Source organism: Streptomyces sp. NPDC044571 (assembly GCF_040647115.1).
Lineage (GTDB): Bacteria > Actinomycetota > Actinomycetes > Streptomycetales > Streptomycetaceae > Streptomyces.
Genome location: NZ_JBEZBN010000035.1, coordinates 1 through 15,865, shown reverse-complemented (window position 1 = coordinate 15,865; position 15,865 = coordinate 1). Strand labels below are relative to the sequence as shown.

Here is a 15,865-nt window from a genome sequence, read left to right as displayed (position 1 = left end):
TGTGAGGTGATCTCTCGTATCGACCTGCGCGGTGACGCCCTCCCCGAGGGTGGCGCCCTGCGCGATCTGCTGCCCCGTGCCGAGTTCGACGTGGAAGCCGCCCTGGAGAAGGTGCGGCCCATCTGCGAGGACGTCCATCATCGTGGCACGGCGGCGCTGATCGAGTACGCGGAGAAGTTCGACGGGGTGAAGCTGGAGCAGGTCAGGGTGCCCGCCGAGGCGCTCCGGGCCGCCCTCGACGCCCTCGACCCGGCCGTCCGCGCCGCCCTGGAGGAGTCCATCCGGCGCGCCCGGATCGTGCACCGGGGCCAGCGCCGCACCGAGCACACCACCCAGGTGGTCCCCGGCGGCACCGTGACCGAGAAGTGGGTTCCGGTCGAGCGCGTCGGCCTGTACGCCCCGGGCGGCCGCTCGGTGTACCCGTCGTCCGTCGTGATGAACGTCGTGCCGGCGCAGGAGGCGGGCGTCGAGTCGATCGCGCTCGCGTCCCCGCCGCAGAAGCCCGCTTTTGAAGGAGATCCTGCCGGCGGTCTGCCGCACCCGACGATCCTGGCCGCGTGCGCGCTGCTCGGCGTCGACGAGGTGTATGCGGTCGGTGGGGCCCAGGCCGTCGCGATGTTCGCGTACGGGACTGAAGAGTGCCTGCCCACCAACATGGTCACCGGCCCCGGCAACATCTGGGTCGCCGCCGCCAAGCGCTACTTCACCGGGAAGATCGGCATCGACACCGAGGCCGGCCCCACCGAGATCGCGGTGCTCGCGGACTCCACGGCCGACCCGGTGCACGTCGCCGCCGACCTGATCAGCCAGGCCGAGCACGACCCGCTCGCCGCCGCCGTCCTGGTCACCGACTCCGAGGAGCTGGCCGCCGCCGTCGAGAAGGAGCTGGAGCCGCAGGTCGCGGCCACCAAGCACGTCGAGGACCGGATCAAGCCGGCCCTCGCGGGCAAGCAGTCCGCGATCGTGCTGGTCGACAGCCTGGACGACGGCCTCAAGGTCGTCGACGCGTACGGCGCCGAGCACCTGGAGATCCAGACCGCCGACGCCGCCGCCCGGGCCGCCCGCGTGCGCAACGCCGGCGCGATCTTCGTCGGCCCCTGGGCCCCGGTCTCGCTCGGCGACTACTGCGCCGGGTCGAACCACGTGCTGCCCACCGGCGGCTGCGCCTGCCACTCCTCCGGCCTGTCCGTGCAGTCCTTCCTGCGCGGCATCCACATCGTCGACTACACGCGCGACGCCCTCGCCGAGGTCACCCACCACGTGGTGACCCTGGCCGAGGCCGAGGACCTGCCCGCGCACGGCGCCGCCCTGAAGGCACGCTTCGGGTGGAAGGTTCCCCAGGCATGACCGGAATCGACGACCTGCCCATCCGGGACGAACTGCGCGGCAAGAGCCCGTACGGCGCCCCGCAGCTCGACGTGCCCGTCCAGCTGAACACCAACGAGAACCCCTACGAGCTGCCCGAGCCGCTGGTGCAGCGGATCGCCGAGCGCGTCGCCGAGGCCGCCCGCACCCTCAACCGCTACCCCGACCGGGACGCGATCGAGCTGCGGACCGAGCTGGCCGCCTACCTCACCCGTACCGGCGGGCACCCGGTCGCACGGGAGAACGTCTGGGCCGCCAACGGCTCCAACGAGGTCATCCAACAGCTGCTGCAGACCTTCGGCGGGCCCGGCCGCACCGCGATCGGCTTCGAGCCCTCGTACTCGATGCACGCGCTGATCGCCCGCGGCACCGGCACGGGCTGGATCTCCGGCCCCCGCGACCAGGACTTCACCATCGACGTGGAGGCGGCCGGGCAGGCCATCGCCCGCAGCGCCCCCGACGTCGTCTTCATCACCTCGCCGAACAACCCCACCGGTACCGCGGTCGAGGCGGAGACCGTCCTCGCGCTGTACGAGGCCGCGCAGGCCGCCAAGCCGTCCCTGGTGGTCGTGGACGAGGCGTACGTCGAGTTCAGCCACCGGCCCTCCCTCCTCCCGCTCATCGAGGGCCGGCCGAACATGGTGATCTCCCGGACCATGTCCAAGGCCTTCGGCGCGGCCGGGCTGCGCCTGGGCTACCTGGCCGCCCACCCGGCCGTGGTCGACGCCGTGCAGCTCGTACGCCTGCCGTACCACCTGTCGGCGGTCACCCAGGCGACCGCCCTGGCCGCCCTGGAGCACACCGACACGCTGCTCGGCTACGTCGAACAGCTCAAGGCCGAGCGGGACCGCGTCGTCGACGAGCTGCGGGCCATCGGCTACGAGGTCACCGAGTCCGACGCGAACTTCATCCAGTTCGGCACGTTCGCGGACTCGCACACCGCATGGCAGAAGATCCTCGACCAGGGTGTCCTGGTCCGTGACAACGGCGTACCGGGCTGGCTGCGGGTCACCGCGGGCACCCCCGCCGAGAACGACGCGTTCCTGGAAGCGGTTCGCGCACTGAAGAAGGAGCAGCACGCATGAGCCGCATCGGACGGGTCGAACGGACCACCAAGGAGACCTCGGTCCTCGTCGAGATAAACCTCGACGGCACCGGCAAGGTCGACGTCTCGACGGGCGTGGGCTTCTACGACCACATGCTCGACCAGCTCGGCCGCCACGGCCTCTTCGACCTCACCGTCAAGACGGACGGCGACCTGCACATCGACAGCCACCACACCATCGAGGACACCGCGCTCGCGCTCGGCGCCGCCTTCAAGCAGGCCCTCGGCGACAAGGTCGGCATCTACCGCTTCGGCAACTGCACCGTCCCGCTGGACGAGTCCCTCGCCCAGGTGACCGTCGACCTGTCGGGCCGCCCCTACCTCGTGCACACCGAGCCCGAGAACATGGCGCCGATGATCGGCGCGTACGACACCACGATGACCCGGCACATCCTGGAGTCCTTCGTGGCGCAGGCCCAGATCGCCCTGCACGTGCACGTCCCCTACGGCCGCAACGCCCACCACATCGTGGAGTGCCAGTTCAAGGCCCTGGCCCGGGCGCTGCGCTACGCCGCCGAGTTCGACCCCCGCGCGGCCGGCATCCTGCCCTCCACGAAGGGCGCCCTCTAGCCGTGAACGGCCTCAACACCATCCTGATCGTCGTCGGCCTGTTCCTGGCCGGCGGCGTCTACTCCTTCCAGAAGCAGGAGATGCCCAAGTCGGTCGTCATCCTGCTCGCCATCGGCTCCGCGATGTGCCTCGCCGCCGGAGTCCTGCGAATCCAAGGAATCTGGGAATGAGCGCAGTCCGCCCCACCAAGTCGGTCGTGGTCTTCGACTACGGCTTCGGCAACGTCCGCTCCGCCGAGCGCGCCCTCGCGCGCGTCGGCGCGGACGTCGAGATCACCCGCGACTACGACAAGGCCATGGACGCCGACGGACTGCTGGTTCCCGGCGTCGGTGCCTTCTCCGCCTGCATGCAGGGCCTCAGGGACGTCCGCGGTGACTGGATCATCGGCCGCCGGCTCTCCGGAGGCCGCCCGGTCATGGGCATCTGCGTCGGCATGCAGATCCTCTTCGAGCGCGGCATCGAGCACGGCGTGGAGACCGAGGGGCTCGACGAGTGGCCCGGCACCGTCGGTCCGCTGAAGGCCCCGGTCGTCCCCCACATGGGGTGGAACACCGTCGAGGCACCGGCCGACAGCCAGGCCTTCAAGGGCCTTGACGCCGACGCCCGGTTCTACTTCGTGCACTCGTACGCGGCGAAGGACTGGAGCCTGGAGGTCACCAATCCGGTGATCCGCGCCCCCCGGGTCACCTGGGCCACCCACGGCGAACGCTTCGTCGCGGCGGTGGAGAACGGCGCCCTGTGGGCCACCCAGTTCCACCCCGAGAAGTCCGGCGACGCCGGAGCCCAGCTCCTCACCAACTGGATCGAGACCCTGTGATGACCGAGCCCTCCGCCACGCTGGAGCTCCTGCCCGCAGTCGACGTCCGCGACGGTCAGGCCGTACGCCTCGTGCACGGGGTGTCCGGCAGCGAGACCTCGTACGGCTCCCCGCTGGAGGCGGCCCTCGCCTGGCAGCGCGCCGGCGCCGAATGGCTGCACCTGGTCGACCTGGACGCCGCCTTCGGCACCGGCGACAACCGGGCCCTGGTGGCCGAGATCACCGGCGCCATGGACATCAAGGTGGAGCTGTCCGGCGGCATCCGCGACGACGCCACGCTCGCCGCTGCCCTCGCCACGGGCTGCACCCGGGTCAACCTCGGCACCGCCGCCCTGGAGACCCCCGAGTGGGCCGCGAAGGCCATCGCCGAGCACGGCGACAAGATCGCGGTCGGGCTCGACGTACGCGGTACGACCCTCAAGGGCCGCGGCTGGACCAGCGAGGGCGGGGACCTGTACGAGACCCTCGCCCGCTTGGACTCCGAGGGCTGCGCCCGCTACGTCGTCACCGACATCGGCAAGGACGGCACCCTGACCGGCCCCAACCTGGAGCTGCTGCGCAACGTCTGCGCCGCCACCGACCGGCCCGTCGTGGCCTCCGGCGGCATCTCCTCCCTCGACGACCTGCGGGCGCTGTCCGAGCTGGTGCCGCTGGGCGTGGAGGGCGCGATCGTGGGCAAGGCCCTGTACGCCAAGGCCTTCACGCTGGAAGAAGCCCTGCGGGTGGTATCGGCATGAGCGCTTCCGACGAGGTGCGCCGGATCTCCTCCGGCGGCCCCTACGAGGACGTCATCGGCTACTCCCGGGCCGTCCAGCTCCCCAACGGGCTCGTCCTGGTCTCCGGCTGCACCGCCGCCGACGGCGGCGGCCCGTACGACCAGACCGTCGCGGCCTTCGGCGTGGCCTTCAAGGCCCTCGCCCAGGCCGGCCTCGGCCCCGAGCATGTGGTCCGCACCCGGATGTACCTCACGCACGCCCGGGACGTGGAGGAGGTCGGCCGCGCCCACAAGGAGCTCTTCGACGCGGTCCGCCCCGCCGCATCCATGATCATCGTCTCCGGTTTCGTCGACCCGTCCATGGTCGTCGAGGTGGAGGTCGAAGCCTTCGGTCCCCCAGGAGCCGCCGCATGACTCTCGCCGTACGGGTGATTCCCTGCCTGGACGTGGACAACGGCCGCGTCGTCAAGGGCGTCAACTTCCAGAACCTGCGCGACGCGGGCGACCCGGTGGAGATGGCCAAGCTGTACGACGCCGAGGGCGCCGACGAGCTGACCTTCCTCGACATCACCGCGTCGTCCGGCAACCGCGAGACCACCTACGACGTGGTCCGCCGGACCGCCGAGCAGGTCTTCATCCCGCTCACCGTCGGCGGCGGCGTCCGCACCGCGGACGACGTGGACCGGCTGCTGCGGGCGGGTGCCGACAAGGTCGGCGTGAACACCGCCGCCATCGCCCGGCCCGAGCTGATCCAGGAGATCGCGGAGCGCTTCGGGCGCCAGGTCCTGGTGCTGTCCGTCGACGCCCGGCGCACGGCGTCCGGCTCCTTCGAGGTCACCACGCACGGCGGCCGCCGGGGCACCGGCATCGACGCCGTCGAGTGGGCGCACCGGGCGGCCGAGCTGGGCGCCGGGGAGATCCTGCTGAACTCGATGGACGCGGACGGCACCAAGGACGGCTACGACACCGAGATGATCGCGGCGGTCCGCAAGCACGTCACCGTCCCGGTGATCGCCTCGGGCGGCGCGGGCAGGCTGGAGCACTTCCCGCCCGCGATCGAGGCCGGCGCCGACGCGGTCCTCGCGGCGTCGGTGTTCCACTTCGGCGACCTGCGCATCTCGGAGGTCAAGTCGGCCCTCCGCGAGGCGGGCCACCCGGTCCGCTGAGCCGCGCGGGGCGGGTGCAGGTTCCGTACGCGGAGCCTCTCCCCGCCCCGCCCCGCCCCGCCATCGCCGGCCGGCCCGGCTCCCGTCCCGGCCTCAGATGCCGAGAGCGGCCGCCGTCAGCTTCGCGACGGCCTCCTTGTCCCCGTCCAGTTCCACCGCCGCCGCGTCCTGGCGGCCGAAGCTGAACAGCGTCAGCTCCCCCGGCTCCCCGGTCACCGTCACCACCGGCGTGCCCTTGTGTGCGACCGCCGTCTGGCCGTTCGGGCGGCGCAGGACCAGGCCGACCGGGGAGCGGCGGCCCGTCAGGCGGGCCAGTTTCTCCAGCCGGAACCACAGGGAATCCGAGAACACCGGGTCCAGCTGCCGCGGCGACCAGTCCGGCTGTGCGCGCCGGACGTCCTCGGCATGGACGTAGAACTCCACCGCGTTGGCCGCCTCGTCGATCTGCTTCAGCGAGTACACCGACAGCTTCGGCGGCCCGGTCCGGATCAGCTGGATGAGCTCCTCGTACGGCTTGGCCGCGTATTCGGCCATCGCCTTGTCCAGGCGGTCCTTCAGGACGTTCAGCAGCAGACCGCCCGCCGCGTCCGGGCGGCGCTCCCGGACCACCACGTGCGCCGCCAGTTCCCGGGTGCGCCACCCTTCGCACAGGGTCGGCGCCTCCGGTCCCGCCGCCTCCAACAGGTCCGCCAGCAGCAGTCGTTCACGCTTCGCATGGGTTGACATGCCGGCAAGCCTACGGCCGGAACACGCCCCGTGCCTGCCCATCAGGCGGACAGAGATCCATGTCCGAGGCCTCCGCGCGGCACAATGGCCCGCATGAGTACGTCCTCCCTCGACCCCGCCATCGCCGCCCGGCTCAAGCGCTCCGCCGACGGCCTGGTGCCCGCCATCGCCCAGCAGTACGACACCGGTGAGGTGCTCATGCTCGGCTGGATGGACGACGAGGCCCTGCACCGCACCCTGACCACCGGCCGCTGCACCTACTGGTCCCGCAGCCGCCGCGAGTACTGGGTCAAGGGCGATACTTCCGGCCACTTCCAGCACGTGAAGTCCGTCGCCCTCGACTGCGACGCCGACACCGTGCTCGTCAAGGTCGACCAGGTCGGCGCCGCCTGCCACACGGGCGCCCGCACGTGCTTCGACGCAGATGTCCTCCCGCTGGCAGCCGAAACAGGCAGGTAGGGTCCCACGCCATGGATCTTGAGACGTTCCGCAAGCTCGCGGCGGACCGCCGCGTCATCCCCGTGAGCCGCAAGCTCCTGGCCGACGGGGACACCCCTGTCGGGCTCTACCGGAAGCTGGCCGCCGAACGCCCGGGCACCTTCCTCCTGGAATCCGCCGAGAACGGCCGCTCCTGGTCGCGGTACTCGTTCGTCGGCGTACGCAGCGACGCCACGCTCACCGTCCGGGACGGGCAGGCGCACTGGATCGGCACCCCGCCCGTCGGCGTCCCCACCGGCGGCGACCCGCTGGAGGCCCTGCGCGCCACCGTCCAGGCCCTGCACACGCCCCGCGACCTCGCGGGCGGGATGCCCCCCTTCACCGGCGGCATGGTCGGCTACCTCGGCTACGACATCGTGCGCCGCCTGGAGCGCATCGGACAGCACGGCGAGGACGACCTCCGGCTGCCCGAGCTGACCATGCTGCTCACCTCCGACCTGGCGGTCCTGGACCACTGGGACGGCACGGTCCAGCTCATCGCCAACGCGATCAACCACAACGACCTCGACACGGGCGTGGACGAGGCCTACGCCGACGCCGTCGCCCGCCTCGACGCGATGGAGGCCGACCTCGCCCGTCCGGCCCCCTACACCCCGACCCCGCTGCCCGCCTCCGAGCTGCCGGAGTTCTCGGCCCTGTGGGGCGGCGAGAAGTACCAGGCCGCCGTCGAGGACATCAAGGAGCGGATCCGGGCGGGGGAGGCCTTCCAGGTGGTGCCCTCGCAGCGGTTCGAGACGCCCTGCCGCGCCTCGGCGCTGGACGTCTACAGGGTGCTGCGGGCCACCAACCCGTCCCCGTACATGTACCTCTTCCGCTTCGAGAACGGCTTCGACGTCGTCGGCTCCAGCCCCGAGGCCCTGGTCAAGGTCGAGGACGGGCGGGCCATGGTCCACCCCATCGCGGGCACCCGCCACCGCGGCGCCACCCCGCAGGAGGACCACGAGCTCGCCGAGGAGCTGCTGGCCGACCCCAAGGAGCGCGCCGAGCACCTGATGCTCGTCGACCTCGGCCGCAACGACCTGGGCCGGGTCTGCGAACCGGGCTCCGTCGAGGTCGTCGACTTCATGAGCATCGAGCGGTACTCCCACGTCATGCACATCGTCTCGACCGTCACCGGCCGGGTCGCCGAGGGCAAGACCGCCTTCGACGTGCTGACGGCCTGCTTCCCCGCCGGCACCCTCTCCGGGGCGCCCAAGCCGCGCGCCATGCAGATCATCGAGGAGCTGGAGCCCTCCCGCCGCGGGCTGTACGGCGGCTGCGTCGGCTACCTCGACTTCGCCGGGGACTCCGACACGGCCATCGCCATCCGCACCGCGCTGCTGCGCGACGGCACGGCGTACGTCCAGGCCGGCGCCGGGGTCGTCGCGGACTCGGTGCCGCGGCTGGAGGACGAAGAGTGCCGCAACAAGGCGGCCGCCGTGCTGCGCGCGGTGGGAGCGGCGAACCGCCTCCACACCTCGTGAAGGCGTAAGGGATAGTGGGGTACGTGAGTGCCGTACCCCCCTCCCGAAACCCCGACAGCGACGCCGCGACCGGCCCGGAGGCCCCGCAGGCCGCGGACGGCCGCGCCGCCCGCCGCAGCGTGGCCGTCGCCCTGCTGTTCGGCACGCTCGGTGCCACCGTCGTCCTGCTCGCCTCCGGCCGGGTCTGGGCCCGCGGCACCGCCGCCGTCGGGGGCGGTGCGCTGCCCCTGACGGCCGACGGGCGGGCCGTCACCGGTCTCCCGGCCGCCCTGGCCATCGTGGGCCTCGCCGCGCTCGTGGCGGTCTTCGCCGTACGCGGCAAGGGCCGCCTGCTGGTCTCCGGGCTGCTGGCCCTGAGCGGGCTGGGGGCGGCGCTGTCGGCCGTCCTCGCGGCGGACGGACGCCGCGCACTGGACGCGCAGGCCGCCCGGATGACGGCGGACACCGCGGCGCACGTGGGCGCCCTCACCCACACGGCCTGGCCCTACGTCACCGCCGCGGGCGCGGCGCTGATCCTGCTGGCCGGGCTGCTGGCCCTGCGCTTCGGCCGCAGCTGGCCCGCCATGGGAGGCCGTTACGAGCGGGACGGCAGCACCCGGGCCCGTACGCCCGCCCGGATCGACCCCGACCGGCCCGAGGACCTGTGGAAGGCTCTGGACCGCGGCGAGGACCCCACCCGCTGACCATCCACCGCACGCGGTGCGGGACAATGTCCCGGAGCGTTCGACACAGCACGTGCGACAGAGCAAACGAGGAGCAACTCATGGCGGGCAACAACCACGGACACACCCCGGCCGCCTGGACCGGTGTCATCATCGCCTTCATCGGTTTCTGCATCTCCGGCGCGTTCATGGTGATCGCGAACCCCGTGGGTTTCTGGGCCGGTCTCGCCGTCGTCGCGATCGGCGGTGTCGTGGGCCTGGCCATGAAGGCCGCGGGCATGGGCGCGCCTAAGCCCGCCCACGAGGACCTGGCCGTGGTCATCGCCGCCACCAAGGCCGCCGCCAAGGTCTGAGCGTTCCCACACCTCGGAAAGGCGCGGCCCGTCGGGCTGCGCCTTTTGTCATGACCGGAGAGAATCAGCGGGTGGACCCCTCCCAGAGCCCCTTCGCCGTGCCCGCACCGCCGGGCCCGCCGGGCGCCGCCTCCCGGGCCCGGCGGCTGGCCGCACCGGTGCTCACCGTGGCAGTGGCGACCCTGGCCTTTGCGTACGTGGGCGCCGTGGATCCCAATGAACCGGGCCACTATCCGGTGTGCCCGCTTTTCCGGCTCACCGGAATCCTGTGCCCCGGATGTGGCGGGCTGCGCAGTGCGCATGCGTTCGCCCACGGCGATCTGGGCACTGCGCTGGGGGCAAATGCCCTGGCCGTCGCCGGCTACTTCGTCTTCGCCGGGTACATGGCCCTCTGGCTGGTTCGCGCCGGTCGGGGCGTCCCCGGACCGCGGTTCGTCCTGCGGGGGGCGTATGCGTGGGCCCTCGGCGCGCTGGTGGTGGTCTTCGTGATCGTCCGGAATCTGCCTTTCGGTTCCGCGCTCGCCCCCTGAGCCCGCCCCATGGGCTGCCGGAATCTGCGGGCGACCCATATGAATGCCGCATTCCGAATGTCCAGGTAATGGGACGGCGTCAACCGCGTGCGGAGGGCAAGGCCACCTCCGGATACCATTTGATTGCTGACCTTGCAGTTGTACGTGTCTGCAAGGCGGCCGACCGTCATCGACCCGGAAGGGGGCCGCTCGCGTGAGTGTGCTCGACGAGATCATCGAAGGGGTCCGCGAAGACCTTGCCGAACGGCAGGCCCGCGTCAGCCTCGACGAGCTCAAGGAGCGTGCCGCCAAGGCGCCCCAGGCCAAGGACGGCGTCGCTGCCCTGCGCGGCGACGGCGTCAAGGTGATCTGCGAGGTCAAGCGCTCCAGCCCGTCCAAGGGCGCGCTGGCCGCGATCGCCGATCCGGCCGGACTCGCCGCCGACTACGAGGCGGGCGGTGCGGCGGTCATCTCCGTCCTCACCGAGCAGCGCCGATTCGGCGGCTCGCTGGCCGACCTGGAGGCCGTCCGCGCCCGCGTGGACATCCCGATCCTGCGCAAGGACTTCATCGTCACGGCCTACCAGCTGTGGGAGGCCCGCGCCTACGGCGCCGACCTCGCCCTGCTGATCGTCGCGGCACTGGAACAGGAGGCACTCGTCTCCCTCATCGAGCGGGCCGAGTCCATCGGCCTCACCCCGCTCGTCGAGGTCCACGACGAGGAAGAGGTCGAGCGCGCGGTTGCGGCCGGCGCCAAGATCATCGGCGTCAACGCCCGCAACCTCAAGGACCTCAAGGTCGACCGCTCCACCTTCGAGCGCGTCGTACCGGAGATCCCGGCCCACATCGTCAAGGTCGCCGAGTCCGGCATCCGCGGGCCGCACGACCTGATCGCCTACGCCAACGAGGGCGCCGACGCCGTCCTCGTCGGGGAGTCCCTGGTCACCGGACGCGACCCGAAGGCGGCCGTGGCCGACCTGGTCGCCGCCGGCGCCCACCCCGCCCTGCGCCACGGACGGAGCTGACCCGACCCATGGCCCCCCACCGTCCCTCCGTCCGCACCCGCCCGGGCCACGGCCCGGCCGGCGTGCCGACGGCGCACGCGCCCCTGGCGCGCGGCTGCCGCCCCCGCGGCTGCCGCGCCCCGGCCCGGCGTGTGCACGGGCGGCGGGTCCGGTACGTGATCGGCTCCGAGCCCGGACAGGTCAACGGCATGCGATGGCGCCGCGGAGGCGCGCTGTAACGAGGAGTCCCCGGCGGCCGGTGCCGCCACGGACCCCGTACGACCCGATGCCCCGGCCGACCGGCCCCGGGCGCGGGTCCCCCGTACCGTACGCGCGACACCCCCGGTCTTCCGGACAGCAGGGTGCGCGCGTCGCGGGCGGGCGGCGCAATACGGTGAAAACCACCTCGCCGCATTCGCAATCCCGTAGGAGTGACTGGGCATGTCCAGCGCCAGCGAGTTCTTCATCCCGGACCCCGAGGGTCAGGTCCCCAACGCCGAGGGGTACTTCGGCGACTTCGGCGGCAAGTTCATCCCGGAGGCGCTCGTCGCCGCCGTGGACGAGGTCGCCGTCGAGTACGAGAAGGCCAAGAACGACCCGGCCTTCGCGGCCGAGCTGAACGACCTCATGGTCAACTACACCGGCCGGCCCAGCGCCCTCACCGAGGTGCCGCGGTTCGCCGAGCACGCGGGCGGCGCCCGGATCTTCCTCAAGCGGGAGGACCTCAACCACACCGGCTCACACAAGATCAACAACGTGTTGGGCCAGGCGCTCCTCACGAAGCGCATGGGCAAGACCCGTGTCATCGCGGAGACCGGCGCCGGCCAGCACGGCGTCGCCACCGCCACCGCCTGCGCCCTCTTCGGCCTCGAATGCACCATCTACATGGGCGAGATCGACACCGAGCGCCAGGCGCTCAACGTGGCCCGGATGCGCATGCTCGGCGCAGAGGTCATCCCCGTGAAGTCCGGCAGCCGCACCCTCAAGGACGCCATCAACGAGGCGTTCCGCGACTGGGTCGCCAACGTCGACCGCACCCACTACCTCTTCGGCACGGTCGCCGGCCCCCACCCCTTCCCGGCCATGGTCCGTGACTTCCACCGGGTCATCGGCGTCGAGGCCCGGCGCCAGATCCTGGAGCGGGCCGGCCGGCTGCCCGACGCCGTCGCGGCCTGCGTCGGCGGCGGCTCCAACGCCATCGGCCTCTTCCACGCCTTCATCCCGGACACCGACGTCCGCCTGGTCGGCTTCGAGCCCGCCGGGCACGGCGTGGAGAGCGGCGAGCACGCGGCGACCCTGACCGCGGGAGAGCCCGGCATCCTGCACGGCTCCCGCTCCTACGTCCTCCAGGACGAGGAGGGCCAGATCACCGAGCCGTACTCCATCTCGGCGGGCCTGGACTACCCGGGCATCGGCCCGGAGCACTCCTACCTCAAGGACGTCGGCCGCGGCGAGTACCGCGCGGTCACCGACGACGCCGCGATGCAGGCCCTGCGCCTGCTCTCCCGTACGGAGGGCATCATCCCGGCGATCGAGTCGGCGCACGCCCTCGCGGGCGCGCTCGACCTGGGCAGGGAGCTGGGCAAGGAGGGGCTGATCGTGGTCAACCTGTCCGGCCGCGGCGACAAGGACATGGACACGGCGGCCCGCTACTTCGGGCTGTACGACGGCGCGACCGAGGGCACCGAGGGGGAGACGAAGTGAGCACGGCCAGCGAGAAGACCGGACGCATCCAGCTGCTGAGCGACACCCTCGCCAAGGCGAAGTCCGAGGACCGCGCGGCCCTCGTCGCCTACCTCCCCGCCGGCTTCCCGACCGTCGACGGCGGCATCGAGGCCGTCAAGGCCGTCATCGCGGGCGGTGCGGACGTGGTCGAGGTGGGCCTGCCCCACAGCGACCCGGTCCTGGACGGCGCGATCATCCAGACCGCCGACGACATCGCCCTGCGCGGCGGCGTCAAGATCGCCGACGTGCTGCGGACCGTGCGCGAGGCGCACGCCGCGACCGGAGCCCCGGTCCTGGTCATGACGTACTGGAACCCCATCGACCGCTACGGCGTGGAGCGCTTCGCCACCGAGCTCGCGGCCGCGGGCGGCGCGGGCTGCATCCTGCCCGACCTGCCGGTCCAGGAGTCCGCGCTGTGGCGCGAGCACGCCGACCGGCTCGGTCTGGCGACCGTCTTCGTCGTCGCGCCCAGCAGTAAGGACGAGCGCCTGGCGACCATCACGGCGGCCGGTTCCGGCTTCGTGTACGCCGCCTCGCTGATGGGCGTCACCGGCACCCGCGCATCGGTGGGCCACGAGGCCCAGGAGCTGGTGCGCCGCACCCGGGCCACGACCGATCTCCCGGTCTGCGTGGGCCTGGGCGTCTCCAACGCGGCCCAGGCGAAGGAGGTCGCGGGCTTCGCGGACGGAGTGATCGTCGGCTCGGCCTTCGTGAAGCTGCTGCTGGACGCGCCCGACCTGTCGGCCGGGCTGGCCGCCGTACGGGCGCTGGCGGGCGAGCTTGCGGAAGGCGTACGCAGGAGCTGACGCCGGGCGGTTTCCGAGGGGGTTATGTAGCCCGATCGGGTGGAACTGGGAGCGGGGAGGCACGCGAGTGCCTCCCCGCTTCGTTTGGCCGAACGTGAGCGAGAAGAACGACGGTGCGAACCGCGAAGCGAAACGATCGGCCCGTGAGCGACTCCTCGTGGAGCGCGAGCGGCAGAAGAAGAAGGACAAGCGTCGGCGCACCCTCGTCGTGGCCGGGGCGGTGGTCGGCGTCCTGGGCCTGGCGGCCGTCATCGGAGTGATCGCGGCCAACAGCGGCAAGAGCGACAAGTCAACGAAGGCCGGCCCCGTGACCGCCCCCTCCGGAGCCACCGGCAAGGACGCGCTCGCCATCCAGACGGGCAAGCCCGAGGCCCCCTCGACGCTGACCGTGTGGGAGGACTTCCGCTGCCCGGCGTGCAAATCCTTCGAGACCAACTACCGGGACACGGTCCACGACCTGGAGGCCAAGGGTCTGCTCAAGGTCGACTACCACCTGGTGACCCTCATCGACGGGAACATGGGCGGCAGCGGCTCGCTGAAGGGGGCGAACGCGGCGGCCTGCGCACAGGACGCCGGGAAGTTCCCCGCCTACCACGACCTCCTCTTCCAGAACCAGCCGCAGGAGGTCGACGACGCCTACGGCAACAACGCGAAACTGCTGGAGCTGGCCGCCAAGGTGGACGGCCTGGTCACCCCCGAGTTCCGCTCCTGCGTCGAGGGCGGCACGCACAACAGCTGGGTGGGCAAGTCGATGGAGGCCTTCCAGGCCGGGAAGTTCCGCGGCACCCCGACCGTGCTGCTGGACGGCACGGACATCTTCGGGGACCAGGCCCACCCGATCACCCCGCAGAAGCTCAAGGAGCAGGTGGAGGCCAAGGCGAAGGCGAAGGGCAACGGGGGAGCGGGCGCCTCGCCGTCGGCTTCGGCCTCCCGCTCGGCGTCGCCTTCGGCCGCGGCCTCGGCGTCCGGGGCGGCCCGGGCGAAGGGTTCGTCGCTGTCGGGTTCCTCGTCGTCCTCGTCGTCCTCGTCGTCCGGCTCGTCCTCCTCGTCCGGATCCGCGGCGGGGTCGAAGGCGGGTGCCGCGCCGGGCGCCTCTAAGGGCGCCGCCGACGACTGAAAGCCGGCCGGAACAGGTGTCGATTTGACGGCAAGCTTGCCGGGCGGGTTGCAGTCCGTACCGCCCGGCAGGGTAGCGTCGGTCCTGCCATGACTCTTGCCTTCATCCCCAGCCCGTCGACCGGCGTGGTCCACCTCGGACCGATCCCGCTGCGCGGCTACGCGTTCTGCATCATCATCGGCGTCTTCGCCGCCGTCTGGCTCGGCAACAAGCGCTGGATCGCGCGCGGCGGAAAGCCGGGCACGGTCGCCGACATCGCCGTCTGGGCGGTGCCGTTCGGCCTGATCGGCGGTCGCCTCTACCATGTGATCACCGACTACCAGCTGTACTTCGGCGAGGGCCGCAACTGGGTCGACGCCTTCAAGATCTGGGAGGGCGGCCTCGGCATCTGGGGGGCCATCGCGGTGGGCGCGGTGGGCGCCTGGATCGGTTGCCGCCTGCGGGGGATCCCGCTGCCGGCCTGGGCCGACGCCCTGGCCCCCGGGATCGCGCTGGCCCAGGCCTTCGGCCGCTGGGGCAACTGGTTCAACCAGGAGCTGTACGGCCGTGCCACCGACCTGCCGTGGGCGCTGGAGATCAGCGAGGGCCCCAACCGCGTCGCCGGCACCTACCACCCGACCTTCCTGTACGAGTCGCTGTGGTGCCTCGGCGTCGCCGGCCTGGTGATCTGGGCCGACCGCCGCTTCAAGCTGGGCCACGGCCGGGCGTTCGCCCTGTACGTCGCCGCGTACTGCGTGGGCCGCGGCTGGATCGAGTACATGCGGGTCGACGAGGCCCACCACATCCTCGGTGTCCGGCTGAACGTCTGGACCTCGATCGTGGTCTTCCTGCTGGCGGTGACCTACCTGGTGCTGTCGGCGAAGCTCCGCCCGGGCCGCGAGGAGGTCGTGGAGCCGGACCGCGGTCCGGCCGCCTCCGACCCGGCGACCGCGGAGAAGGACACCGCGGACGCCTCGGACGCCGATGCGGATGCGGGCGCGGATGCGCAGGCCGCCGAGGCCCCCGAGGGCAAGGCCAAGGCCGAGGCCGGAGCCGAGGCTCCGGTTGCGGCGGACGAGCCGAAGGACGTCGTGCACACGGACGCCGACGCCCCCGGGGTCGGCAAGAAGCTCTGACCGGAAGCGATCCGGACCACCGGAAGAGGGGGGGCGCGCCCCCCCCCCCGCCCCCCCCGGCGGGGGGCCGCCCCCCCCCCCCCCCGCGGGGCGTAGCGGGGGGGGGGGGGGGCGCTCCACATCGGGATAGCCCCCCGCGGTCATACCCTC

At 72.1% G+C, this 15,865-nt stretch carries 19 protein-coding genes and 1 pseudogene; 19 read left to right on the top strand and 1 reads right to left on the bottom strand.

The features are described 5' to 3' along the window. The first annotated feature begins 6 nt into the window (after positions 1 to 6). Genes hisD through hisF form a run of 8 tightly spaced genes read left to right on the top strand, consistent with a single transcriptional unit; the run spans position 7 to position 5,738 of the window. Positions 7 to 1,347, top strand: coding sequence for a histidinol dehydrogenase (gene hisD, locus AB0B01_RS19785; protein WP_361720344.1), 1,341 nt, complete (start codon positions 7 to 9; stop codon positions 1,345 to 1,347). Next, positions 1,344 to 2,450, top strand: a complete 1,107-nt coding sequence (locus tag AB0B01_RS19780) for a histidinol-phosphate transaminase (protein ID WP_361720341.1) — start codon at positions 1,344 to 1,346, stop codon at positions 2,448 to 2,450. The genes hisD and AB0B01_RS19780 overlap by 4 nt, the downstream gene beginning before the upstream one ends. Next, the gene (gene hisB / locus AB0B01_RS19775; protein ID WP_361720338.1) at positions 2,447 to 3,040 is read left to right on the top strand and encodes an imidazoleglycerol-phosphate dehydratase HisB; all 594 of its coding nucleotides are present in this window, start codon (positions 2,447 to 2,449) and stop codon (positions 3,038 to 3,040) included. The genes AB0B01_RS19780 and hisB overlap by 4 nt, the downstream gene beginning before the upstream one ends. A gap of 2 nt (positions 3,041 to 3,042) precedes the next feature. Then, the gene (locus AB0B01_RS19770; protein ID WP_361720335.1) at positions 3,043 to 3,210 is read left to right on the top strand and encodes a hypothetical protein; all 168 of its coding nucleotides are present in this window, start codon (positions 3,043 to 3,045) and stop codon (positions 3,208 to 3,210) included. Further along, complete coding sequence (gene hisH / locus AB0B01_RS19765; RefSeq protein ID WP_361720332.1) at positions 3,207 to 3,857, top strand: imidazole glycerol phosphate synthase subunit HisH; 651 nt, start codon at positions 3,207 to 3,209, stop codon at positions 3,855 to 3,857. The genes AB0B01_RS19770 and hisH overlap by 4 nt, the downstream gene beginning before the upstream one ends. Next, complete coding sequence (gene priA / locus AB0B01_RS19760) at positions 3,857 to 4,594, top strand: bifunctional 1-(5-phosphoribosyl)-5-((5-phosphoribosylamino)methylideneamino)imidazole-4-carboxamide isomerase/phosphoribosylanthranilate isomerase PriA (protein ID WP_361720329.1); 738 nt, start codon at positions 3,857 to 3,859, stop codon at positions 4,592 to 4,594. The genes hisH and priA overlap by 1 nt, the downstream gene beginning before the upstream one ends. Beyond that, positions 4,591 to 4,986: a RidA family protein gene (locus AB0B01_RS19755; protein WP_361720326.1), complete on the top strand. Its 396-nt coding sequence runs from the start codon at positions 4,591 to 4,593 to the stop codon at positions 4,984 to 4,986. Before priA ends, AB0B01_RS19755 begins: the two co-directional genes overlap by 4 nt. After that, entirely contained in the window at positions 4,983 to 5,738 is a 756-nt protein-coding gene (hisF, locus tag AB0B01_RS19750; protein ID WP_361720323.1) for an imidazole glycerol phosphate synthase subunit HisF, read from the top strand. Before AB0B01_RS19755 ends, hisF begins: the two co-directional genes overlap by 4 nt. Positions 5,739 to 5,831: 93 nt before the next feature. Here the strand turns inward: hisF and AB0B01_RS19745 are convergent, their stop codons facing one another. Continuing rightward, positions 5,832 to 6,464: a TIGR03085 family metal-binding protein gene (locus tag AB0B01_RS19745; protein WP_361720320.1), complete on the bottom strand. Its 633-nt coding sequence runs from the start codon at positions 6,462 to 6,464 to the stop codon at positions 5,832 to 5,834. An 84-nt stretch (positions 6,465 to 6,548) separates the two neighbouring features. Between AB0B01_RS19745 and hisI the strand changes: the two genes are divergently transcribed. The 11 genes and pseudogenes from hisI to lgt all read left to right on the top strand — a co-directional run bounded on the left by hisI (position 6,549) and on the right by lgt (position 15,715). Beyond that, positions 6,549 to 6,923, top strand: coding sequence for a phosphoribosyl-AMP cyclohydrolase (gene hisI / locus AB0B01_RS19740; RefSeq protein WP_356848921.1), 375 nt, complete (start codon positions 6,549 to 6,551; stop codon positions 6,921 to 6,923). 11 nt (positions 6,924 to 6,934) lie between these two features. Then, on the top strand, positions 6,935 to 8,425 hold the full coding sequence (locus tag AB0B01_RS19735) for an anthranilate synthase component I (protein ID WP_361720316.1): 1,491 nt from the start codon (positions 6,935 to 6,937) through the stop codon (positions 8,423 to 8,425). A gap of 14 nt (positions 8,426 to 8,439) precedes the next feature. After that, positions 8,440 to 9,108: a TIGR02234 family membrane protein gene (locus AB0B01_RS19730; RefSeq protein WP_361720313.1), complete on the top strand. Its 669-nt coding sequence runs from the start codon at positions 8,440 to 8,442 to the stop codon at positions 9,106 to 9,108. Positions 9,109 to 9,188: 80 nt separating this feature from the next. Then, complete coding sequence (locus tag AB0B01_RS19725) at positions 9,189 to 9,440, top strand: HGxxPAAW family protein (RefSeq protein WP_361720310.1); 252 nt, start codon at positions 9,189 to 9,191, stop codon at positions 9,438 to 9,440. A gap of 50 nt (positions 9,441 to 9,490) precedes the next feature. Continuing rightward, complete coding sequence (locus tag AB0B01_RS19720) at positions 9,491 to 9,970, top strand: DUF2752 domain-containing protein (RefSeq protein ID WP_361720307.1); 480 nt, start codon at positions 9,491 to 9,493, stop codon at positions 9,968 to 9,970. 193 nt (positions 9,971 to 10,163) lie between these two features. Beyond that, positions 10,164 to 10,973: an indole-3-glycerol phosphate synthase TrpC gene (gene trpC, locus AB0B01_RS19715; RefSeq protein WP_361720304.1), complete on the top strand. Its 810-nt coding sequence runs from the start codon at positions 10,164 to 10,166 to the stop codon at positions 10,971 to 10,973. An 8-nt stretch (positions 10,974 to 10,981) separates the two neighbouring features. Continuing rightward, positions 10,982 to 11,191 (top strand): tryptophan synthase subunit(beta), encoded by a 210-nt coding sequence (locus AB0B01_RS19710; protein ID WP_356848930.1) that lies wholly within the window; start codon positions 10,982 to 10,984, stop codon positions 11,189 to 11,191. Between the two features lie 202 nt (positions 11,192 to 11,393). Then, positions 11,394 to 12,656, top strand: a complete 1,263-nt coding sequence (trpB, locus tag AB0B01_RS19705; protein WP_361720301.1) for a tryptophan synthase subunit beta — start codon at positions 11,394 to 11,396, stop codon at positions 12,654 to 12,656. Further along, positions 12,653 to 13,483: a tryptophan synthase subunit alpha gene (gene trpA, locus AB0B01_RS19700; RefSeq protein ID WP_361720298.1), complete on the top strand. Its 831-nt coding sequence runs from the start codon at positions 12,653 to 12,655 to the stop codon at positions 13,481 to 13,483. Before trpB ends, trpA begins: the two co-directional genes overlap by 4 nt. Before the next feature lie 94 nt (positions 13,484 to 13,577). Further along, positions 13,578 to 14,357, top strand: a pseudogene (locus AB0B01_RS19695) (thioredoxin domain-containing protein); the annotation flags it as partial. A 332-nt stretch (positions 14,358 to 14,689) separates the two neighbouring features. Next, entirely contained in the window at positions 14,690 to 15,715 is a 1,026-nt protein-coding gene (gene lgt, locus AB0B01_RS19690) for a prolipoprotein diacylglyceryl transferase (RefSeq protein WP_361720295.1), read from the top strand. Positions 15,716 to 15,865 lie beyond the last annotated feature (150 nt).